Raw genomic sequence first — 21262 nt, forward strand, 5'->3', positions numbered from 1 at the left:
AAAATCTCCTTCAAGTTTCAAATTGAAACTAAATTTTTAATTATTTTTTAAGATAGCCTTGAAGAATTCTTTGTTGTTTCCAGTTTTCTTTATGTTTTTTACTAAATTTTCCATAATTTCATTAGTATTTGTATTTGAAAGTTTTCTACGAATTAAATTTGCAGATTGAATTTCTTCTTCTGTCAAAAGTAAATCGTCTTTTCTCGTACCTGATTTATAAATATCTATGGCAGGGAAAATTCTGAGTTCTGAAAGTTTTCTACTCAAATGAATTTCCATATTTCCCGTTCCCTTAAATTCTTCATAAATCATATCGTCCATTTTACTTCCCGTATCTACAAGAGTTGTCGCAATTATAGTTAAACTTCCGCCATTTTCAACATTTCTCGCTGAGCCAAAAAATCTTTTAGGCTTATGCAATGCAAAAGGATCAAGTCCTCCCGTAAGAGTTTTTCCGGAGGACGGTGTATTTACATTATAGGCTCTTGAAAGTCTTGTTATGCTGTCAACCAAAATAACTACATCTTCTCCAAGTTCTACAAGTCTTTTTGCTCTTTCAAGTACAAATTCTGCAAGTCTTATATGATTTTGAGGTAATTCATCAAAAGTTGAAGCAATTACTTCAGCTTTTGTAAATCTCTTCATTTCCGTAACTTCTTCAGGTCTTTCCCCAATAAGTAAAACAAAAATCTTGCTCTTTGGATTATTGATTTCTATGCCTTTTAAAATCGAACGAAGCAAGCTTGTCTTTCCAGCCTTTGGAGGAGCGACTATCAAAGCTCTCTGTCCCTTTCCAATAGGTACTAAAAAGTCAATTATTCTAGTTGAAACTTCGTTCTTTTCAGTTTCTAAAGTATATTTTTCATTCGGATAAATCGGAATTAAATCGTCAAAATCTTTTCTAGTTTTTAATTCTGAAACCTTAATATCATTTATTTCATTTATATAGATAAGTGGAGAAAATTTTTCACTTTCTTTACTTTCTCTAGTTAAACCTAAAATTTTATCTCCCTTTTTAAGCCTAAATCTTCTTATCTGAGTTGGTGAGACATAAATGTCTTCTTCTCCTGAGTCATATCCATTTGAACGCAAAAAACCATAACCGTCTGCAGTAATATCAATAAGTCCACAAACAGTTTTTGTATTAGTCTTTGAGTCATTTTCATTTTCAACAGGCTCGTTTATCGTTACCTTTTCAGATTCTTCACTTTCAAAGCCATTATCCGCCTTTAAAATTTCTGATATCAATTCATTTTTTTTATACTTTGAAACATTTGCAATTCCATAAGACTTTGCAATAGTTTTTAATTCATCAAGATATTTTCCTTTTAAAAGTTCTATATTCATACTATCTCTTTATCTTTGCATATTCAGGTTTTTTAGAAATTCTATGAGTTGCTTCAATATTTCTAATTGTTCCTGTTTCAGCTCTCATTACAACAGAGTAAGTTTTAACTCTATCATTACCAATATGTCTAACTCCATTAATAAGTTCGCCATCAGTTACCCCTGTTGCAGCAAATAAAACTTCATCGCCCTTTACTAAGTCATTCATTTCTAAAACTTTTAGTGGATCTTCAAGTCCCATAGCTTCACATCTTCTAAATTCTTCTTCATCAGCAGGAACAAGTCTTCCTTGGAATACTCCACCCAATGCTTTAATTGCCGCTGCGGCCAAAACACCTTCAGGGGCTCCACCGATTCCAACCATTAAATCACAACCACTATTATCAATACAAGTCGCAATGGCTTGAGCAATATCTCCCGCTTCAAAAAGTTTTATTCTTGCACCAAGTTTTCTAACTCTATCTATAATATCTTGATGTCTTTCTCTATTTAAAATACTAACTGTAACTTCTCCAACTTCTTTTCCCAAAGCTCTCGCAAGTCTTCTTATATTCATTTCAATAGGTAAATCAATATGTATGCAATCAACAGCCAAAGGGCCAGCTGCAATCTTATCCATATACATATCAGGAGCATGTAATAAACAACCTGCAGGTGCACAAGCAGCAACCGCAATTGCATTCGGCAGTCCATTTGCTACAAGAGAAGTTCCGTCAACGGGGTCAACTGCAATATCAACTTTAGCAACTCCCTCTTGCCCATTTCCTACAACTTCGCCTATATATAGCATAGGAGCTTCGTCCATTTCTCCTTCACCGATAACAACAGTTCCTTCCATTGGAAGTTCATTGAACATTGATCTCATTGCTTCAACAGCAGCTCCGTCTGCACCATTTTTATCGCCTTTTCCTAAAAAATATGAAGAACGAATTGCCGCAGCTTCTGTAACTCTTACTAAATTTAAAGTTAAATTTCTATCCATAGCTTCCTCCTATTATTTTACACTTTCCCAATCTTTTAAAAACTTTTCAATTCCTATATCAGTTAGTGGATGTTTTAACATTTGTTTGAACACCTTATAAGGTACTGTAGCAATATCTGCTCCACTCTTTGCAATTTGAAGAACATGCATTGGAGTTCTTACAGAAGCAGCAATGATTTCAGTTGAAATCGCATAATTACTGAAAACTTCGAAAATATCTTCAATTAAAATCATTCCTTCAGAGCTAATATCATCAAGTCTTCCTAAAAATGGACTTACATAAGTTGCTCCTGCCTTTGCTGCAAGAAGTGCTTGAGTTGCTGAGAAAATTAAAGTAACATTTGTCTTTATTCCATCTTTACTCAAAACATTAACAGCCTTTAATCCCTCTTCAGTCATAGGAATTTTTATTACAATATTTTTATTTATCTTACAAAGTTCTCTAGCTTCTTTTACCATTCCTTCCGCTTCAAGACTGATAACCTCCGCTGAAATAGGACCGTCAACGATTGAAGTTATTTCAGTAATAACTTCAACAAAATCTCTTCCCTCTTTCGCTATCAAAGACGGATTAGTAGTAACTCCGTCAAGAATGCCCCATTTACTAATCTCTCTTATCTCATCAACATTCGCTGTGTCAATAAAAAATTTCATCAATTGCCTCCTAAATATAATTAATCTATTCGAATATATTTTACCACAAAACAATGCAAAATGCTAATAAACAAAAAGTTGTTTTAAAAAATTTGGGTATAATCAATTATAACATTATATTTTTTAGAATGGAGGTTTCTATGAATAAATTTTATAAAGAAATATGTAAATACTATGAAGATATTTTTCCAACAAATGAAGCACAATTAAATTTTTTAAATAATATTTCAGATGGAAAAGACTATTTAGACATAGGCTGTGCAACAGGACTCGTTGCAAAAAACTTAGAAAACTTGGGGAAAAATGTAACTTGCATCGACTTAGAAGAAAGCATGGTAGAAGAAGCAAGAAAAAAAGGACTCAAAGTATATGAAAAAAATATGTTAGAATTAGACTTTGAAGAAAAATTCGACGTCTGCTATTGCATTGGAACAACAATTGTACATTTGGAAGACATAAATCAAATATGTAGCTTCATCCTAAAAACTATGGACCTACTAAAAGAAAACGGAAAACTAGTCTTAAGCTGGGTAAACTTCAAACCTTTCATTCTTAAAAACGACCTATTCCTAGGAGCCTTACCAACTCTTGGAACAAAAGTAAAATTTACAAGAAACTACTACAGAGAAAACAGCAAAATCCGTTTCAACACAGTCCTTACAACAGAAAACGAAAAATTCGAAAACACACAACTCCTAGTTCCGCTACTAGTTGATGACCTAATTTCATTCGTAAACAGACTCGGACTAAAATACGAAATCTACGGAAACTTCAAAAAAGATAAATTCGACGAAGAAAACTCCCCGTCTGTAGTATTTGTAGTAAGTAAATAGAGAAAAAACAAACCTACTCGTGATTTGCGAGTAGGTTTTTTTGATATAAAAAACTTTTTTACATGTTTTACTGTTTTATTTCACTTACTAAATTATAGTAACTCTCTAAAATTTTCTTTTCTCTCTCCGGAATTTTTTTATCATCAAATGTAACATACTCTTTAAAAAATTTCTTAGTTTTAGTAATTTTTGAGATTTCATACATTTCTTTTTTTTGTTCTAGTATTTTAATATCTTGATGAACATCTCTCTCTAATAACAATAAATTTCCAAGTGAATATAAACTTTCTCCCTTAGAATCTTTATCAATAATATGCTCTATCGTAGAATCATAAATAAATTTTAATCCATCATTTGCTCTATTAGTATCTTCATCTTGCTCTAATACAGATAGCCTTTGGAGAATAAATTTAATCAAAACATGTTCTTTTCTTTCTTTTACTTTCATTTCAGATATAGGTTTGCCTGAATAATTCAATTTTGAATCTATTACTAAATTTTTATCTGGTAATTTTGCTATTAACTCTTTTTTTAATGTATTATAAATTTCTTTACTTCCTTTTTTGTATTCTGATTTCTTTTTTTTACTAAGACTAACCAGATCTTTGGATGCCTTAGCATAAATAGAAGTTAATTTATTTGGAGAAGAACTAACTAAAACATGTAGACATTGATGTTGTGCAATTAGTTCAATAAATTCTTTAAAAAATTTATTTTCAATAATATCTTTTTTTCTACACTCAAAAAGTGTAATTAACAGTATTCTACATTGCGAAACGTCTATATATTTAAAAAATTCTAAATTTCTCTTTATGGACATATTATTTTCATTTTTAAAGTAGTTTTGCATTCCAAAAATATTATCACTATCCTCTGGCTTTAAAATAATTTTATAGTATTCTGATGCAGTTTTTAACTCTTCTAAAAAGTTTACATAAGAGTCTTTGTCTGCTCTTACATTAGAGAGAAACCTCTCCGTTATATTATTTTTAATAATCTTAGAATATCTTCCATACATGTAATGATATAAAAATCTATGAAAAATATTTTCTCCAGATTCATAAACATTATCTTCAATTTCTTTCCAAGTTTTAGATGCATACTTAGAAGAATCTTCTACAATTGAAAATATTTCATTTTTAATTAAATCTACTTGACTTAAAGGTTTTCCTCTGTAATTTAAATTTCTAATATACTCTTTATATCAATATTTAAACTAACTGAAAAACTTTCTTTACTTAACAACTTTTTTATATATTCAAATGCATTTAATAACCAATTTTTTTCATAAGAATCTGGATTTGGTTTTGCCCCATTATTCTTTAAATTATTTAAATTTAGAATTGTTACAGGTAAAACTGGGATTAATGAATTATTAACCAATCTTTCTAATTCGATATATTGTCCAGACTTAGTAACTTTACAAAATAATCTCTCATCAAAATCAGTTTTATATTCAGTAGAAATATTCCTAATAATATCTTGGATCGCCGCAAAAAACAACGTCATTGTAGTTAATCTTTGTTGCCCGTCAATGACCTCATAGGGAATATTATAATCGGGTGATTCTTTAACACCAAGCAATAAAATTGTTCCAAAAAAATATTTATTTTCTATATTTATATCAGTATTTTCTAATGACAATTTACTAGATTTAATCAAATCATTATAAAAATCATCAAAATTTTCATTCTCCCAAGAAAATTCTCTCTGATAATTCGGTATTTTATATCTTCTATTCCCCGAAAAAATATCATTAACACTTAGATCATAAGGTTTAAAACTCATTTTATTTAACTCCTATCATTCAAATATTTTAAACATTATATTTTGTACTATTAAAATACTATTTATTCATAAATTTATATTTTTCTATAATTTTGGAATACACAGTAATTTTAATCTCTTATATATGTAATTGAATTACAAATACATTTGACGAAATTTGATTTTTAGTTATTCTTGTCACAATTGAATCTCCCTCCCTTAAAGATTTATTTATCATAATTGTATCATATATCTTAAATTTTTTCTATACGAGCCAAATTGCATACGGTTAAAATTTATTATTCCCTTGTTATCAACAAAAAAAGATAGCACCGCCGCTATCTATTTTACTTCTGTAACTGTTAATTATAAGGAGCTAGAATTAACTTTCCATCTACATATTCTCCCAAAAATACATCACTATATTTTTCTAATCCTTGTTTTTTAATTTCTTCAATCAACCAATCTTCGTCTTTTCCTATTGTTTCTAAAATATCAGTTTGTAAATGTCCGTCTGTTATCAGTGGGAACTTTGGATTTTCTTCTCCATAATGAATAATTATAAGTTGACCATTTTGTTCAACAATGGCTCTTTTTACATCTTTCATTGAATAAACATTATTCGTTCTAAGTTTAAAAGATACATCATGAGCGGATAAACCTACTTTTCTACAATTTTCTATATTAATTTCACCTTCATCAATAATTATCAATGCTTTTCCATCTATAACTTGTTTTACTTTTACAACATGTTGTTTAAGCCATTTTAAACCTAATACAAGAGCACACCAGATACATAGAATACCGATAAAGTCAAGTATTTTAATACTATTATTGTAGATTATACCACCAATTATTCCCCCAAGTACATAGTTTTGAACTTGATCACTTGCCGAATTTGGTGCTAAGTTTCCTTTTCCAGAAATATTTATTATAGTTATTAAAGCTAAAAATCCAATTAATAATTTTATAGCTACTAAAAGAAATGGATTCATTATTCCCCCTAAATTTTTATAAAGCTGTTAAAGCAGCTATTGCTCCAAAAATTACACCCGGTATATTTGCAACAATAATCGGCAAATCTTTTTTCTTTTGGATAAATCCGTAGCTAACCCACAAAGTACAGTTAATTGCTGCAACCATAGGTTGTAAAAAACCACTTTTATTTCCATGTAAGTTATTAATAATTTGTGGAAAATAGGATATATACATTAACATTGCAGTACAAGTTGCTATCCATCCTAAAATTTTAAGTGTTTTTTGATTCATAAATTTTCCTTCTTTCTAATATAATCCTATTATTTTAAACTAAATCATATTATTGTAAAATATGATGAAATTAAAATCTCTTTTTGATAGGTTAAATGCAATTTTAATTATACTACTTTTTTTATTTATAACAACTATTTTAGTGAAATTATTTTACTCATTTTTTATAAATTTACTAAACCAATTATCCGAAAAATACATTTGTTCTTCGGTATGAAAATAATGCTCTCCATTCTTCATAATAGTAATACTCGAATTAGTTTTTTATCTTTTTTTGGGCTTTTTCAATTTTTCGACTAATTTTTTCAATTACATAATATATTATCTTTTATTTTCATCAATAAGAACCCCACTCTTCCACGATGCTTCGCATCGGGTGGGTTCCCGGGAACCTTGTTGTTTCACAATAAAAAACAGTAAATCATTCACAATTTACCGTTTTTCTATATAATCTATTTTTTCTCCATTTTTTTTACTGCCATAAAATATCTCTGAATTCCCAGTAACACAACGATTCCATCAATTATTGGCAAAACGTACCAAAGGCTCTGTGCTCCAATCATACGAGGTAATAAAATTACAGCTGGAATAAACAAAATTATCTGTCTTAACATAACTAAAATACCGGCTGTTTTACCATCTCCAATCGCTTGAAAAAATGTTATAGTCATAATCATTACCCCATAAGCAATAAAAATACTGTACATTATGCGGAAATTCGGAATAGCTAAAAATAGTGTTTCATCGGATAATCCAAATAATCCAAGAATTGGTTTAGCAAAAATTTCTGAAGGTATCCAAAAACAAGCAGCTAATATAATAGAACTGATAGCGAAAACATTGAATATTTTTTTGACCCTGTCATACTGCTCTGCTCCAAAATTGGCACCAATAGCAGGTTGTAATCCTTGACTCATTCCCCAAAGTGGAATGAATGAAAAAGCCTGTATTCTTAAGATAGCCGCCATAATAGCTGCGGATGTTTCTCCACCATAACGAAAAGCTTGACTATAAAGAAAACTCTGCTGAATAATAGTTAACACCTGCATAAGCATAGCAGAAACACCTACGGAAAACATATCTACGGTTATATCCCCTTCTTTTCTAATTATCCCAATTTTTACAACTTTACTTTTTTTCTTAAAATACCAAAGAGTAAAAATTGCCTGAACAAATTGTGCTGTTATCGTAGCGACAGCAGCACCTTCAATACCACGCTCTCTAAATAGTATCATAAGAATCGGATCCAACAATATATTTACACCTGCACCAATTCCCATAATAAGCATTGCTCGTTTCATCAACCCCTCGCCACGCATAACCATATTTGCTGCCTGCGCGAAATTTACAAAAATAGACCCTATAAAAATAATTCGTAAATAGCGAGTAGAAAGATTTAAAAGTTCTCCTTTTGCACCAAATATACTAAGTAATTGTTGGCAAAATAAGATCCCTAAAACAGTAACAATTGTTGACAATGTTAGAATCCAAAAACAAAGATTTCCCATAACTTTATCTATTATTTTTTGATTTCCTTCTCCAATGGCTCTGGATAATAGTGACGCTGAACCTACCCCAATTAAAGTTGCTATACCCGTATTGATATATGTGAACGGAGTGGCAATTCCTACAGCGGTCATAGCTTTCTCTCCAAGTATCTGGCCGGCAAAAATCCCATCCATTAGCGGATATAAGCCGATAACAATCATCCCTAATATTGCCGGCAATGAAAGTTTAATTAATATTTGTAACGGTTTAGCTGTTAAGAGCTCTTTACTATCTTTATTCATCTAATTACACCTCTTCTCTATTTATCATTAAAACATCAATTATCATTTTCTCAAGAACTTGACGTTGTGAAACTAAATGTTCCCTAATTCCCAATGTCTCACAACTCAAGATAATAGTATTAAGTAAATCATTGAGTAATTTCAAAGACTCTTCACAAATTTCTCCATAGTCATATTCATCCAGCATTCGTTTAAAATTTTTGATATAACTGTCCTGTAATTTTTTATAAAGTTCCTGTAAGTCTTCATCTTCCTTCATTGACTGCAAAAACATAACATATATTGGAATAAATATATTAGTAGAAAGTGCCCTATCAACAGTAATTTCAGCTAATAACTCTACACTTAAAGGCTTAGAAATTTCACATATCTTTTTTTCAATAATGTCTTCTCGATATTTACAACCTCTTAACATCAAATCATATAGAATTTCAGTTGTACTTTTATAATAGTGGTACAAACCTCCTGTGGACAGTCCAGTAGCTTGTACTAAATCATACATACTTGTGTTTTTATATCCTTTTCTTGTAAAAACATCTAATGCAATATTTTGTATTTTCAATTTTCTTTCTCTTGATGTTAGTCGTTCTCTAGTCATTTTGTCCTCCTTACCGACATAACTATCGGTAATAATAGATTAACACTAACTAACTTAATTGTCAATACCTTAATATTACAAAAATCATAATAAACAAATAAATAATAACTTTTTGTTCACACAAAAAAGACTACTTATCTACTTCTGATAAATAGTCTTCTCGTCCAATTTTTAGATTTTTCCATTTAAGAGTTTCTTAGTTTTTCTAAAATTCTATCTCTCTTCATTTTCAAAACATTCATATCTTTAAATTTATAATTTCGTATTAACATAACATTAATTTTGTTTAAATTTTGTTAAACCATATTATAATAACATATTCTATTCAATATATTCAGCATTTACTTTATATTATTTTAAAACAAAAACCTACTAATTAATATCTTAGTAGCATTTTTGTAAATTTATTATACACAACTTCTGACTTAATCCTCTCAAATTCGACCAAACTTAAGCTAATACTATATAAATTTACTAAACCATTTATCCAAAAAATTCATTTGTTCTTCAGTGTGAAAATAATGCTCTCCATTTTTCATAATAGTAAGATTAGAATTAGTTTTATTTGCAAAATTCGTCATAGTCTCCAAAGAAGTTAGAAAGTCATTTTCTGCATAGAGAATATCTGTTGGTACATTCCATTCTATTGGATTATTCCTAACATAGCTAAGATATTCCCAAGACAAAGTTTCACCAAAGGATGTTGCAATTTCTTTTTTATTATATAATTCTTCCTCTGAAACATTAGATATTTTCATCATATTTAAAATTATTTTTTCCATATCTACAACTGGTGAAATAAACATAGCTTTTTTAATTTTCTTATCCGATAATGCAATCATAGAATAATAAGCTCCCAAACTATTTGCTATTAAGTAAATATCATCATATTCAGAGACTATGGAATCAAAAAACTTTGAAAATTCTATCTTGGCATCCCAAGGAAATTCAGATTTGTAATCAAAGCCAATAATTTTATATTCATCACTAAAAAATTTTTTATAATGTTCTGCTTCAACAGAATTCCCGCATTTCCCATGTATGTATATAACTGCATTTTTCATTATAACACCTCTATTTTTTATAAAATTCGGGATTAAATACAATTGTTCCATATTTTAATTTAGGTAATTTAATTATCTCATCATATAATTTATTAACTTCTTTAAACGGCTTAATAGATAAATGTTCTATATTTTCAAGACTTAAAAGTGGAGTGTAATCTTTACTTTTTACAATACTTGTAAAAAATCTAAAAAATCTTAATTGCTTCATATCTTTCAAAAAATCAATAGAATCTATATGAATATTCTTTGGGGCAAAGGCATCTCCCTCAATTGTAAGACTTTCCAATTTTTTTAACTTTGTAAGTGGACTATAATCGTCAATTTTTTGAAAATTTTCAACTGTTAAAGCTACTAAATTTTCTAATTTCGAAATTGGTTCAATACTTCCCACACTTGAACCTGAACCTAAATGAAGGAATTCAAGATTTACAAGATTTGAAATCTTTGAAATATCTGGATAAACTCCCCATTTAATATATAATTTTTTAAGATTTTGTTGTGAACAAACCGCATTAAACAACTCTTGTGGCATTCTTGTACAAAATGTAAGTTCTGTAAAAGCCGTTGGATTTTTAATTAAAAAATCACACCATTCATTTACAACATTTTTTCTTGCCTTTGCAGTTTTATACTTTGAATTAGAACTATCATCCAATTGAGTACAATTTATTATAATTGCACTTTCTCCATTATATTCAGAAACCTCAACAATACTTTTAGGTCTATTTTCATTTTTGAAGTAATAATCATAACCGTATATTAATTGTTTTTCATTTAAAACCATTTTTTACTCCTTTCTATTTAAGAAGATTATATCTAAATTTTCATTGCAAATACTTTATTATGATTATATCATAAGTATATATTTCATTCAATTTAAGTTGATATGCTTGTGGGCTTTAGGGGATTTACATATTTTATGTATCTTCGATACATTTACTTTTGCTAAAGCAAAAGTATGAGATCTCTCCATTCCGCTCTGCTCCAGTCGAGATGACGTATAAGGAAAAATCTTCGATTAAGGGTTTAACGTTAAAAGTAAATAAACTTCAAATATTATTAAAAAATGAATTTAAAAATTGCATAAAAAATAATATAATTCACGTGACGATATCAAGCAAAACAACGCCCCTAACACGTCATCTCGACCGAAATGAGTGAAACGAATGGAGCGGAGAGATCTCACTACTATTATTTGTTTACAAATAATAGTAAGTCCTGTAAAGGACTTATAAACGATATAACATTTATATAACTTCAATGAAATTATTCTAAAGACTTTTAATTAATAAGCCTTTATTAAGGGCTTAACGTTAGTAATAAATAAAATTCAAACTCTATACAGCAAAAAACAGTAAATCTTACGACTTACTGTTTAAAAGAATTCTTTAAATTCTTCTTTAAATTCTAATATTTCATCTTCAGGAAGATGATGTATATAGTCATTAATGTCATTTGAGTCAGTATAACCACTTAATATTTTATCCGGACAATCATAACCAAGTTTTCTTGCAACATGTACTGTAAATTCATTAAATGCATTTCCAACAGCTGTTATAATATTTCGATCTTCAACTACTGATTGTGGTAAAAAATTATTTTCTTCAATAAAGGCAAATGATTCTCTCATTTCAACAAATAAAGAATCTGTATATTTTTTACCTTTCAACAAACCTGCTTGTGCTAGGAATATCGGACTGGAACAAATTGCACCAATGATAAAACTATCATCATTTACAAAGCTTTCTAAAAATTCTTTGATTTTTTTATTTCGTATGGGTTGTCTTAAGTCACTACATCCCGAAAGAATCAAACAATCATAATCATCTTTACAAAACTCAGAACAAGTTTTCACCGGATTTATCAAAATTCCTTCTTCACTCCTAACAGGGCTTAATTCTGTATATATAACATCAGTAAAAGTATCAAAATACCAACGAAATATATACATTAGATTTGCAACTTCTTGCAAACTAAAATCAGGATAAACCAATAATGCAATTCTCTTTTTCATTTCCTATCACCCTTTCTACTTTTTAATTATACATAGCCAATTCAATGCTATCCATGTATTGCCCTAATGACATATTGAATTTCTTATAGTCTGCCTCTTTGAACTCATCTGTTGCACAGGCGACAGAAACTCTTACAGTTTGTAATTGATTAAAGAATGTTATCATTAACGGAACTTGAACAATTTTTGATACCCCTCGAATTGTCATTGTTCTCGCTTCGTCTAATTGTAAAATTTCTTCTTTTGAATTGATATTCACTTTATTATTATCAACTAAAATTTCTACATTCTCATAATATTCATATACTAAACTAACTGCCCTACAAATATTCTCCCAGCCAACTTTATATGTCAAATTATATTCAGCTAAAAGCCAATCATTTTCTTTTTTTACTCCCAATAGTAACATAATCTCTTCTCCTCCAAATTTATTTAAACTTAATTCAGTCCTTCAGCACTCATACGAATTGCATAGAACTCCTGAAATGTATCAGGTTCATTTTCTATTGTTTCTTTCATTTGAATTAACTTTCTTTTTCCAACTCGTCTATCTAAAATTGCGAAAATTCTTACGAGTAAATTTTCACTTTTTAGGCTCATTTCTATACTTTGATTGTCAAATTCTGCAAAAGCTTTGTAAAAACAACGTTGGTCAAATACTCCCAATTTTAAAGCTGTATCGTCAATAAATGCATTTTCTACTTTAATTCTTTCTTCGTATTTTTCATCTCGAGGAAATAAATCAGCTTTAAACCAGTTATTCCAAAAACAACCTTTGATGATTTCTTTTCCGTCATATCTTATTGCTGCTCGTCCCTCATGGTCCGGACTTTTGCTATAAGTTGTAGCAAAATATTGAATATGTCCTTGCAGGCTTTCAGCAAGATATTCTTTTTCAAGTTTTTTCCTAATACCACTCCAACTAGCCAATATTATATCCCCCTTTTAAATGAATTTTATTTATTTTCTGTATTCTTTGGCTTGAAAAAAGTTTTTCCGCAACCAATTAGCGAAGCCCCAAGATATCCTATTGTGTAATTTATAAAGATATCTCTATAAGCAGATTTTGCCAAAGGTTCTCTAAGTCCAGTTAGCCAAATATATCCAAACACTAATAAAAGAGTTGGAATGTAGATTATGATAGCCTTTAGACAATAATTTTTAAGTTTCAAATTTTTAATCAATATATATGCAAGAACTATGATAAATACGATAATCGCTCTATCAATTTCATGTCAATTTCCATTTGGGTCTTCATACTTTCCATTCAAAAGATACAGCACACTATTAAAAATAGTCGCAATGGTATATAGCCCCGAGTAAAGAAAAATAGCCTGTTTTAACCATTTATTCCATATAGATTTCATAATTCTGCCTCCATAAATTTAAATTTATTTTCATAAGAATTAAAGAACTTTAACAACCATGATGCAGTTTTCTCCTTTTACTAGTAAAATTATGTCAATTATATCATATATATTTTATAACATCAATTTTATATTAAAACTATACTTCTTCTTTTTTTAAATATTTAACAAACCAAGATATTGTATTTTCCCATGATATAACTGTTTCATAATATATATCATCTGTTTTATTCTTTTTATAACGGAGATTTGGAAGATATGGAATTGTATTCATATGTCCTAACTCTGTAGTTAATACAATATTCTTTTCGCTAGATCTTATATTTTTCATAATGTTGATTGAAGCTCTATAAGAATCCCATATTTCATCTTTTGTAGATGTAATTAATAGAAGAGGGCAAGTGATGTTTTTTATATCTATAACTCCAGAATTATCAGTACTTGATTTTTTTATTAACATATTCATAATAAAATCCTTTATCTTAAATGGTTTATATTCTATTTCTTCACCACCATATGTCCAAGAAGAATGCTTAGAATTTCTTTTTCCTTTTAATCCTTCATAAACTCTGTCACTTGGAGAATTTAAAACTGCACATCTAATAGCATTGTATTTAGATAGAAACATTAATCCATACTCAGCACCCTTTGACCTACCATAAATTCCAATTTTGGAAGAATCAACAAAAGATAGCTTTTGTAGATACTTTAATGCCTCATCAATATTTTCAAGTGGTATTCTATCTAAATTTGAATTTTGGTTATTCATCCCAAAATAACTTATAGCTAATGTTGTAAAGCCATGATTAGCTAATAACATCGCAATGTTTTGTGCTTTTTCAATTCCTCCATCACTACCTGATAATACTATAATAGCTGGCTTTTTATTATTATCATTTTCATAAAACAATCTTCCTTGCCAATTTTTTCTGATTATATCATAATAATCTATATTAAAATCTTTATAAAATCTATTAAAGGTTGTTTTAGCAAGTAATTTTTCATCCGACATAATTGAAATTTGATAAGTAACAACATCATTTAAAGGTAATTTTTTTAAGTCTCTAATACGTTTTTTATTAGTAATTGATACAGCTTTGAGAGATTCAAATAACCCCATATTTCTAAAACCTATATAATCTCCACCTTTAGACGGTGAATTTTTAAGAGATACAGTACCATTTGAATCACTGAGAAAAACAGCCTCAGCCCTCCAAAGCGTATTTTCTGACCAACTCATAGGAGCATTGATATTGTAAAAACAACTTGTTTCTAAAATAATTTTAACTTCTTCAAATCTTTTTAGTCCTTGAATACATATATTAATCTTTGAATCCATAATTTTATTACTATCTTCGATTATTATTTTACAGCTCATCATATCCCTCCCAAACAATTACAATATCAGACATTAACTCACTTAATTGTTCAAAAAAATAATCATCATATTTACTAAAAATTATCTTCAAATTTTTTTCGATTTTTTTATGCTCTTCATCGTGTTTAGCACATACTATTTGTCCCTTTGTGGTTAGCTCAAGCACAATACTTTTCTTATTAATCTTATTTTTTTTGACACATTCTTTTTTTTCCAATATATTAACTACTTGCGAAATTGCACTTCGGCTTATATTTAATTTTTCAGCATATTCAACAAGTGTATAATTAGGATTATGTTCAGCCATTTTTAATAAATGTACTTCTGATAAATTTAAGTCAAAAATTTTATGTTGTTTGTATTCTAAACTATGATATAACCTTATGAAATTTTGAAAATCATATAAAAATTTTTCATAATTCATTTTATCATCTCCTTTTGTTAACCTACTTAACAAAATAACATAATTTTCAAAAAATGTCAACTACATATTAATATTATATTCTTATTTTCATACTATTTTCTCTAATCATCCAAGTATTTTATGATTTTTACCTACTATATTATATTACTTTCTTACTTTAGATTGTATTATAAAAAAAGAGGATTCTCGAATTTTATACAAAAAGATCCTCTATAAATTCAAATTTATTTTGTTATTTTCTATTTTTTAAAAATAGAAATCGGAACAAAATTTACATAAATAGAAAGGCCAATGCAAATTAATACATTTTTAGAATCTCCAGGCATTGTCTCTAAAAACATTCTCCAATTTCCTCCAGTAAAATAAGAATTATAAATTATAGCGGAATAAATAAAATTTATAGAGCATAATGCAGTTATCAACAAACTTATCCTTTTAAAAACTATGAAATTTTCACCTTTATATTCCTTAACACGACCTATTAAGGCAAAATTTATCGCTCCAATACCAATTATTAACCACATAACTACCTCCTTAAATTCTATTTTCCTTACTATTCTATATTTTACCTTATATTTATTGATATTTCAAATACAAAAAACAGTAAATCCTATTGACTTACTGTTTAAATCATTTTTCTATTTCTTATCTCTAAAAAGTGGAATTGCATTTATTAAAATTGACATAAAAACGCAAAACCATAATATCCTACTAACTGTTGGAATAACGTCCATAAGTGCACTCCAATCTTCTTTAAGGACATAGCTTGATGCTTCAGAATAAAATGCACATACAGTCAAAGCTGTTAGTGATAAACTTATAAACCCAAACCATTTTGAATTTTTATTATTAAATGAAAATACAATATTCAATATTGCAAAAATTATCGCTCCAATACCAATTATTAACCACATATTTGCCTCCTTAAATTCCACTTTCATTTGCTAATTTATATTTTACATCATATTTATTGATAATTCAAATATAAAAAAAACAGTAAATCATATTGACTTACTGTTAAACTGCTGTATTTTAGCTTAAACAAAATCAAATTTATAAATCTCTACGCAAATAAATCATATCAACCAATTGGATATCGTCTTCATATATTGGGTGATTATAATTTTCCGTAAAAAATTTTTTGATAGTATGGGAGCGAGAAAATCCACATTTCAAATAAAAATCAATAGTTTTAGGACTATCTCCCGTGCCAACTTGTAATGTAGAAAATTGATTTTTATATTTAGTAACAACAAAATCAATTAGAATTTTTCCGTAACCCATTCTTTGAAAGTTAGGGTTTGTAGCAATATTTTTTATTTCAAGAACTCCATTTCCCTCATCAGTAACTACACATTCAGATTTAACACCATTATCCTCTAAAACAAACATAATTCCTCTATCAATATATTTGTCAATCATATCTTCTTGTTCATCAGCAAGAATCAGAAGCTCCATATACTGCTTTTTGTTTTTTCTAATTTCCAATATCTTCATAATTTTATCCTACAATTTCAACTTATTTAATCCTTTATATTCATAATCAAAAGATAATACATACTTGAAGCAATCATATTGTATTTTTTTGTTTTTTGTAATTTTAATTATATATATTTTTCAAATCTAGACTGTTCAATTACCTTATCTCCAAGCAAAGTAATTGCCTTTTTTGGACATAGACTTATACATCTATAACACATTGTGCATTTGTTTTCAGGAACAGCTTTTTTATCTTTTATGCAAATGTTTTTCAACGGACAAACCCTATTACATAAACCACAACCATTACAATCATCATTTATTTTTAATTTATCGGTATATCCCATAGTTTTTCGATAAAACCATAGCCTTTGCCCAAAAAGTCCCTTCATATGTGCAATGAAAGATAGTCCTTCTCTTGGATATCTTCCCTGCTTAATCTGTTCTGCAACTTCTTCTAGTCGATTATCCGCATTTTTTACTATTTGTCTGTTTTCTTCAATAGATTTTTCCCTTTCCACAGGGAACTGTTTTTCACAATAAAATCTCGCACCATAAAAGGCGCATTAGAAAATTGAGTTGGATAGCCTAAAAAAATTACATCTTCTTCCTTTAATAAATCTATAATCTGTGGATTTTCCAAAGGAAGACATTTTGATTTATCATCTATCAAATATACAAGTTTTTCAACACAATGTTTAGTATTTCCAGTCCCACTTAGATAAATGCCTATCATATATTCCTACTTTAAATCCAATCTATCAATTCTACTTTTCTATATTATCTAAAAATTCTTCCACTTTTTCCAAATATTCTTTTGGTTGATCTTCGTGAATGTCGTGCATAGAATCAAATCCCTCAATTAAAGTACTACCTTTAATCAATTCTTTAACACGCTTTGCATCTTTTTCATCCATTGCAGAAATCAGAAGCCCCTCTTCATTATAATAAGAAGGTGCTGTATTTTTTGGTGGTTTTACATGTAATATACAAGTTGGAACAGTAATTTCTTTTAACAATTCCTCTTGTTTTATTCCCTTAAAGAAACTGAAATCATAGAATGTATCTCCAAATCTTAAGTCATAATCACCTGTTTTATCTTGTAAATTAGATGTTAATTGAAGTAAGGTATTAACTCCTAACTTTGGTGGATAATACCAAATAATTGGTATTTTAGTATTATCCTTTTGAAATCTTTTCATTGCAGGTTTAGCCACAATTTTATCCCAATTATCTTTTCCGCCATCATTAAACAGTTTTCGCATCGGATCATTTTTTAGATAATATTCAAAATAAGTAGTATTAGGTTTTTCAGTTAAATAATTATGAATATTTTCGAAAGTTTTATAAGAAAATGTGTTTTCTGCACGTCCTTTTTCTGTTGCAAAAAATGGTCCGTCTTCCAAAATAATTGCCTTTACATTTTGTGGAAATTTAGCACCGATATATGCAGTAATAAGCGCTCCTGAAGAATGCCCCGAAATAATTGTTTTTTCTCCAATTTTTTCTTGAATAAATGATGCAATATCATTTCCTATGCTTTCAATATTATATAAATCAGGATTTTTACTTGACTTTCCATGTCCATAATAATCAAGTGCAAATACATGATACTTTTTTACTAATTCAGGAAATACAGTACGATAATCTTTCCAATCTACCATTTGTCCATGTAATAATAAAATAGCCGGACCATTATTTGGACCTTCAACATAATTTATTACATTTCCATTTTTTAGATTAAATTGTTTTTCTTCCAAGCCTAAACTTGAAGCCTTGTTCTTCCTGAACTTTTCACCTGAATAGTCATAATTTAGATTATAAATTGCATATATTACAATAAAAACAACTACAACTAAAACTAATATCACTATAAATTTTAATATCTTAATCTTCTTCACTTAAATCACCTTGAATATTCATCAAAACTTTTGTTGCAACATCTCCATTCATAATGGCTAACCCTCTTCTTTCATCCCCAAGAATTAACAAATTATCCCCAGTTTCTATGGAGAAAATTTTTCTTGCCTCTTTTGGAATAACAATCTGTCCCTTAGTTCCTACCTTCGCAGTCCATGCATGTAGTTTTCCATCTTTTTTACTTTTCATATCTGCCTCCGTATAATAAGTATGTTTATTCATACTTATTATACTACTTTAAAATTTAAAAAGCAAATTTAATTACAAAAAAACAGTAGATTTTAATTTCTACTGTTTAAATAAATTTATCTTCTTTAAATATTTTCTCTTTTTATAAGCAGATAGCTCTTTTATTGCAATGTTTAAAGATAGCTTTGATTTTTCTTTTTCTTTTAAAGAACCTACTAAGACGATTTTTTGTTCAGGTAATTTTAATATATATGTCGTATATAAAATTGCCTGTGGTTGTGGAAATTTTATCTCCAATTCTCCTTTTTGGATTTTGATTTTTTCATTTTTCATTTTTAAAATTGCATAATCATCATATAGCTCAAGCTCCGCATCTTCATCTTCTCTACTCCAAAATTTAAAGACAATCCAAAAAGGTACTAACATAGAAATCGGAATTAATCCGAAAATCAAATATACTGCATGATTTGGATGGTCTTTAAAATATTGTGGCTCATTTGTACTTGCAAATCCTAAATAAATAAGAAACTCATAACAAAGAAGAATTCCTATCACTATTCCTATAATAACCATAATATATAGCAAAGTTGGAGTATTTTTGTTATATCTAAAATTTATTTTTCTCATTTTAAAACCTCTTCCTTATATAGTATAAAACATTTGTTAATCTATATTTTACATTATATAAGCCAATATTTCAATTAATTCCACAAAAAACAGCCGATTTCTCGGCTGTAGATTATAAATTATTTTCTTGATGCTTCAAATATACTTTGAATTGAGCTGTCTAACATTTTGTCGAATTCTTCCTGAGTTTGATTTACATTAAGTCCTTCAGTTAAAGCTCTTGAGAAACTTGCTATAACTCCGTGATTTTTAGAAAGAAGTTCATTTGATTCTTCTCTTGAGTATCCGCCTGAAAGAGCAACAACTCTAACAACTCTATTATGGTCAACTAATTCTTTATAGAAATCAGCAACAGTCGGTAATGTAAGTTTTAACATTACTTCTTGTCCTTCTTCTAATTTATTAAGTTCTTTTAATATTTCTCTTTTTAAAATTTCTTCACATTTTTCCTTTTCTGCTGAATTTATATCAACTTCAGGTTCAACAATTGGAACAAGTCCACCTGCGATAATTTGTTTTGCAAAGTCAAATTGTTGTGCTACTACTTCTTTGATAGCTTCTTCGTTTGCTTTTTTAATTACTGATCGCATTTTTGTTCCGAAAATTCCATATTCAACGCCTTTTTTTACAGTTTCAGCTAAGTTTGGAATTTCTTTCATAAGTTGAACACCATTTTTTTCTTCAGCTAGACCTTTGTCAACCTTTAAAAATGAAACAATGCCTTTTTCATTCCATAAATAATCCGGAGTGAATTTACCGTTAACTTTTCTTTCCATTGTCATTTCAAACAAAATTGCTCCTAATATACGTTCTTTAGTAAAAGCCTTTGAAGTAACAATTCTTGTACGCATTTCGTGAATTAAATCGAACATTTCAGCTTCATTTGAATAAGCATCTTCATTTACACCATATAATCTAAGTGCTTTTGGTGTACTTCCACCACTTTGATCCAAAGCCGCTATAAAACCTTCATCGTTTTTGATTCTGTTAAATTTTTGTAAATCCATATCTTCGCTCCTTAAAAATTATTAAGTAAATTTTACTCTAGCTATATTTTATCATATTTAAGGTAATTTAACAAACTTAGAAATCATTTATTTTATAATATTTTTCTTACTTAATTGCTATAAAAAAAGCAACTATCATCTTGATAATTGCCTTTAAACAAATTATTTACATTTTTAATATACTCTCAGTTAAAACTTTTGAAAAATTTATTCCCAATCTTGTTCCTTTATCATTTGCCCATTTAGGTATTGATAAAGTCTTTTTTACTAAAGATGTATCTTTTAGAAATTTTTCTAAATCTATCTTTATTAATGTAACAAATTCCTCATTCTTTGTCTTTACATTTTTTATTGGAGTAGCTTTAGGTAACTCAATTCCTCTTTCCACATATTCAGACAAAACAAGACCTAACACTTCTTCTGCCATTGAAATACCAAAAGAAATATCATCAGTATTTATTCCTGTATAAGCTTCTTTTATATCGACACTCCCAATAAAGTAACCTTGTGGACTTTCTTTTTTAAATACAAATGGATATACAACAAACAT

At 28.5% G+C, this 21262-nt stretch carries 27 protein-coding genes and 1 pseudogene; 1 reads left to right on the forward strand and 27 read right to left on the reverse strand.

Annotated features, from left to right (window positions below):
- Positions 1 to 36 precede the first annotated feature (36 nt).
- From rho to fsa, 3 genes are read right to left on the reverse strand one after another with little or no spacing between them, the layout of a single operon-like run.
- A complete protein-coding gene (rho, locus tag VJI94_RS04605) occupies positions 37 to 1347 on the reverse strand; it encodes a transcription termination factor Rho (protein ID WP_324008503.1) in 1311 nt (436 codons plus the stop codon).
- Between the two features lies 1 nt (position 1348).
- Entirely contained in the window at positions 1349 to 2329 is a 981-nt protein-coding gene (gene glpX / locus VJI94_RS04610) for a class II fructose-bisphosphatase (RefSeq protein ID WP_004832662.1), read from the reverse strand.
- A 12-nt stretch (positions 2330 to 2341) separates the two neighbouring features.
- Entirely contained in the window at positions 2342 to 2983 is a 642-nt protein-coding gene (gene fsa / locus VJI94_RS04615) for a fructose-6-phosphate aldolase (protein WP_324008504.1), read from the reverse strand.
- A 140-nt stretch (positions 2984 to 3123) separates the two neighbouring features.
- Here fsa and VJI94_RS04620 point away from each other — a divergent pair, with 140 nt between their 5' ends.
- Positions 3124 to 3816 (forward strand): class I SAM-dependent methyltransferase, encoded by a 693-nt coding sequence (locus VJI94_RS04620; RefSeq protein WP_324008505.1) that lies wholly within the window; start codon positions 3124 to 3126, stop codon positions 3814 to 3816.
- 67 nt (positions 3817 to 3883) lie between these two features.
- Here VJI94_RS04620 and VJI94_RS04625 read toward each other — a convergent pair whose 3' ends face one another.
- From VJI94_RS04625 to VJI94_RS04740, 24 genes and pseudogenes are all read right to left on the reverse strand, one after another.
- On the reverse strand, positions 3884 to 4834 hold the full coding sequence (locus VJI94_RS04625; protein ID WP_324008506.1) for a hypothetical protein: 951 nt from the start codon (positions 4832 to 4834) through the stop codon (positions 3884 to 3886).
- A gap of 161 nt (positions 4835 to 4995) precedes the next feature.
- Positions 4996 to 5604 (reverse strand): DUF262 domain-containing protein, encoded by a 609-nt coding sequence (locus tag VJI94_RS04630; RefSeq protein WP_324008507.1) that lies wholly within the window; start codon positions 5602 to 5604, stop codon positions 4996 to 4998.
- A gap of 341 nt (positions 5605 to 5945) precedes the next feature.
- On the reverse strand, positions 5946 to 6578 hold the full coding sequence (locus VJI94_RS04635) for a DUF421 domain-containing protein (RefSeq protein ID WP_324008508.1): 633 nt from the start codon (positions 6576 to 6578) through the stop codon (positions 5946 to 5948).
- Positions 6579 to 6594: 16 nt separating this feature from the next.
- A complete protein-coding gene (locus tag VJI94_RS04640; protein ID WP_324008509.1) occupies positions 6595 to 6852 on the reverse strand; it encodes a SemiSWEET family transporter in 258 nt (85 codons plus the stop codon).
- A gap of 452 nt (positions 6853 to 7304) precedes the next feature.
- A complete protein-coding gene (locus tag VJI94_RS04645) occupies positions 7305 to 8642 on the reverse strand; it encodes an MATE family efflux transporter (RefSeq protein WP_324008510.1) in 1338 nt (445 codons plus the stop codon).
- A gap of 4 nt (positions 8643 to 8646) precedes the next feature.
- Positions 8647 to 9240, reverse strand: a complete 594-nt coding sequence (locus tag VJI94_RS04650; RefSeq protein WP_004832653.1) for a TetR/AcrR family transcriptional regulator — start codon at positions 9238 to 9240, stop codon at positions 8647 to 8649.
- Between the two features lie 461 nt (positions 9241 to 9701).
- Positions 9702 to 10304, reverse strand: coding sequence for an alpha/beta hydrolase (locus tag VJI94_RS04655; RefSeq protein ID WP_324008512.1), 603 nt, complete (start codon positions 10302 to 10304; stop codon positions 9702 to 9704).
- 10 nt (positions 10305 to 10314) lie between these two features.
- Positions 10315 to 11091: a leucine-rich repeat domain-containing protein gene (locus VJI94_RS04660; RefSeq protein WP_324008514.1), complete on the reverse strand. Its 777-nt coding sequence runs from the start codon at positions 11089 to 11091 to the stop codon at positions 10315 to 10317.
- Positions 11092 to 11682: 591 nt separating this feature from the next.
- Positions 11683 to 12321: a DJ-1/PfpI family protein gene (locus VJI94_RS04665; RefSeq protein WP_324008515.1), complete on the reverse strand. Its 639-nt coding sequence runs from the start codon at positions 12319 to 12321 to the stop codon at positions 11683 to 11685.
- 22 nt (positions 12322 to 12343) lie between these two features.
- Complete coding sequence (locus VJI94_RS04670; protein WP_324001358.1) at positions 12344 to 12730, reverse strand: hypothetical protein; 387 nt, start codon at positions 12728 to 12730, stop codon at positions 12344 to 12346.
- 29 nt (positions 12731 to 12759) lie between these two features.
- Positions 12760 to 13251: a hypothetical protein gene (locus VJI94_RS04675; RefSeq protein ID WP_324008516.1), complete on the reverse strand. Its 492-nt coding sequence runs from the start codon at positions 13249 to 13251 to the stop codon at positions 12760 to 12762.
- Positions 13252 to 13277: 26 nt separating this feature from the next.
- Positions 13278 to 13688, reverse strand: a pseudogene (locus tag VJI94_RS04680) (DUF6608 family protein).
- Between the two features lie 139 nt (positions 13689 to 13827).
- Positions 13828 to 15066: an acyl-CoA thioesterase/bile acid-CoA:amino acid N-acyltransferase family protein gene (locus tag VJI94_RS04685; protein ID WP_324008518.1), complete on the reverse strand. Its 1239-nt coding sequence runs from the start codon at positions 15064 to 15066 to the stop codon at positions 13828 to 13830.
- The gene (locus VJI94_RS04690) at positions 15056 to 15490 is read right to left on the reverse strand and encodes a MarR family transcriptional regulator (protein ID WP_324000037.1); all 435 of its coding nucleotides are present in this window, start codon (positions 15488 to 15490) and stop codon (positions 15056 to 15058) included. The genes VJI94_RS04685 and VJI94_RS04690 overlap by 11 nt, the downstream gene beginning before the upstream one ends.
- Before the next feature lie 239 nt (positions 15491 to 15729).
- A complete protein-coding gene (locus VJI94_RS04695; protein WP_324008519.1) occupies positions 15730 to 16014 on the reverse strand; it encodes a hypothetical protein in 285 nt (94 codons plus the stop codon).
- 114 nt (positions 16015 to 16128) lie between these two features.
- Positions 16129 to 16404 carry a hypothetical protein gene (locus VJI94_RS04700; protein ID WP_324001361.1) on the reverse strand — a complete coding sequence of 92 codons (276 nt, stop codon included), beginning with the start codon at positions 16402 to 16404 and terminating at the stop codon, positions 16129 to 16131.
- Positions 16405 to 16543: 139 nt separating this feature from the next.
- Positions 16544 to 16987 (reverse strand): GNAT family N-acetyltransferase, encoded by a 444-nt coding sequence (locus VJI94_RS04705; protein WP_324008520.1) that lies wholly within the window; start codon positions 16985 to 16987, stop codon positions 16544 to 16546.
- 107 nt (positions 16988 to 17094) lie between these two features.
- Positions 17095 to 17490, reverse strand: coding sequence for an EFR1 family ferrodoxin (locus tag VJI94_RS04710; RefSeq protein ID WP_324008521.1), 396 nt, complete (start codon positions 17488 to 17490; stop codon positions 17095 to 17097).
- Positions 17451 to 17705 carry a hypothetical protein gene (locus tag VJI94_RS04715; RefSeq protein WP_324008522.1) on the reverse strand — a complete coding sequence of 85 codons (255 nt, stop codon included), beginning with the start codon at positions 17703 to 17705 and terminating at the stop codon, positions 17451 to 17453. The genes VJI94_RS04710 and VJI94_RS04715 overlap by 40 nt, the downstream gene beginning before the upstream one ends.
- A gap of 31 nt (positions 17706 to 17736) precedes the next feature.
- Positions 17737 to 18870, reverse strand: coding sequence for an alpha/beta hydrolase (locus tag VJI94_RS04720; protein ID WP_324008523.1), 1134 nt, complete (start codon positions 18868 to 18870; stop codon positions 17737 to 17739).
- Positions 18857 to 19111 (reverse strand): AbrB/MazE/SpoVT family DNA-binding domain-containing protein, encoded by a 255-nt coding sequence (locus VJI94_RS04725; protein ID WP_324008524.1) that lies wholly within the window; start codon positions 19109 to 19111, stop codon positions 18857 to 18859. Before VJI94_RS04725 ends, VJI94_RS04720 begins: the two co-directional genes overlap by 14 nt.
- Before the next feature lie 66 nt (positions 19112 to 19177).
- The gene (locus tag VJI94_RS04730; RefSeq protein ID WP_324008525.1) at positions 19178 to 19705 is read right to left on the reverse strand and encodes a hypothetical protein; all 528 of its coding nucleotides are present in this window, start codon (positions 19703 to 19705) and stop codon (positions 19178 to 19180) included.
- A 119-nt stretch (positions 19706 to 19824) separates the two neighbouring features.
- A complete protein-coding gene (locus VJI94_RS04735; protein ID WP_324008526.1) occupies positions 19825 to 20712 on the reverse strand; it encodes a fructose bisphosphate aldolase in 888 nt (295 codons plus the stop codon).
- A 166-nt stretch (positions 20713 to 20878) separates the two neighbouring features.
- The gene (locus tag VJI94_RS04740) at positions 20879 to 21262 is read right to left on the reverse strand and encodes a HicB family protein (RefSeq protein ID WP_324008527.1); all 384 of its coding nucleotides are present in this window, start codon (positions 21260 to 21262) and stop codon (positions 20879 to 20881) included.

This window comes from Parvimonas sp. D9, from assembly GCF_035282565.1.
GTDB classification, from domain to species: Bacteria; Bacillota; Clostridia; order Tissierellales; family Peptoniphilaceae; genus Parvimonas; species Parvimonas micra.

Bases quoted from the DNA above. Each gene is read 5' to 3' on its own strand.
- VJI94_RS04670 (WP_324001358.1), bottom strand. From the start codon at position 12,730: ATGTTACTATTGGGAGTAAAAAAAGAAAATGATTGGCTTTTAGCTGAA.
- VJI94_RS04725 (WP_324008524.1), bottom strand. From the start codon at position 19,111: ATGAATAAACATACTTATTATACGGAGGCAGATATGAAAAGTAAAAAA.
- VJI94_RS04740 (WP_324008527.1), bottom strand. From the start codon at position 21,262: ATGTTTGTTGTATATCCATTTGTATTTAAAAAAGAAAGTCCACAAGGT.
- VJI94_RS04685 (WP_324008518.1), bottom strand. From the start codon at position 15,066: ATGAGCTGTAAAATAATAATCGAAGATAGTAATAAAATTATGGATTCA.
- VJI94_RS04645 (WP_324008510.1), bottom strand. From the start codon at position 8,642: ATGAATAAAGATAGTAAAGAGCTCTTAACAGCTAAACCGTTACAAATA.
- VJI94_RS04665 (WP_324008515.1), bottom strand. From the start codon at position 12,321: ATGAAAAAGAGAATTGCATTATTGGTTTATCCTGATTTTAGTTTGCAA.
- VJI94_RS04655 (WP_324008512.1), bottom strand. From the start codon at position 10,304: ATGAAAAATGCAGTTATATACATACATGGGAAATGCGGGAATTCTGTT.
- VJI94_RS04715 (WP_324008522.1), bottom strand. From the start codon at position 17,705: ATGATAGGCATTTATCTAAGTGGGACTGGAAATACTAAACATTGTGTT.
- VJI94_RS04635 (WP_324008508.1), bottom strand. From the start codon at position 6,578: ATGAATCCATTTCTTTTAGTAGCTATAAAATTATTAATTGGATTTTTA.
- VJI94_RS04700 (WP_324001361.1), bottom strand. From the start codon at position 16,404: ATGTGGTTAATAATTGGTATTGGAGCGATAATTTTTGCAATATTGAAT.
- VJI94_RS04690 (WP_324000037.1), bottom strand. From the start codon at position 15,490: ATGAATTATGAAAAATTTTTATATGATTTTCAAAATTTCATAAGGTTA.
- VJI94_RS04695 (WP_324008519.1), bottom strand. From the start codon at position 16,014: ATGTGGTTAATAATTGGTATTGGAGCGATAAATTTTGCCTTAATAGGT.
- VJI94_RS04625 (WP_324008506.1), bottom strand. From the start codon at position 4,834: ATGTATGGAAGATATTCTAAGATTATTAAAAATAATATAACGGAGAGG.
- VJI94_RS04630 (WP_324008507.1), bottom strand. From the start codon at position 5,604: ATGAGTTTTAAACCTTATGATCTAAGTGTTAATGATATTTTTTCGGGG.
- VJI94_RS04735 (WP_324008526.1), bottom strand. From the start codon at position 20,712: ATGGATTTACAAAAATTTAACAGAATCAAAAACGATGAAGGTTTTATA.
- VJI94_RS04660 (WP_324008514.1), bottom strand. From the start codon at position 11,091: ATGGTTTTAAATGAAAAACAATTAATATACGGTTATGATTATTACTTC.
- VJI94_RS04650 (WP_004832653.1), bottom strand. From the start codon at position 9,240: ATGACTAGAGAACGACTAACATCAAGAGAAAGAAAATTGAAAATACAA.
- VJI94_RS04620 (WP_324008505.1), top strand. From the start codon at position 3,124: ATGAATAAATTTTATAAAGAAATATGTAAATACTATGAAGATATTTTT.
- VJI94_RS04730 (WP_324008525.1), bottom strand. From the start codon at position 19,705: ATGAGAAAAATAAATTTTAGATATAACAAAAATACTCCAACTTTGCTA.
- glpX (WP_004832662.1), bottom strand. From the start codon at position 2,329: ATGGATAGAAATTTAACTTTAAATTTAGTAAGAGTTACAGAAGCTGCG.
- VJI94_RS04705 (WP_324008520.1), bottom strand. From the start codon at position 16,987: ATGAAGATATTGGAAATTAGAAAAAACAAAAAGCAGTATATGGAGCTT.
- fsa (WP_324008504.1), bottom strand. From the start codon at position 2,983: ATGAAATTTTTTATTGACACAGCGAATGTTGATGAGATAAGAGAGATT.
- rho (WP_324008503.1), bottom strand. From the start codon at position 1,347: ATGAATATAGAACTTTTAAAAGGAAAATATCTTGATGAATTAAAAACT.
- VJI94_RS04640 (WP_324008509.1), bottom strand. From the start codon at position 6,852: ATGAATCAAAAAACACTTAAAATTTTAGGATGGATAGCAACTTGTACT.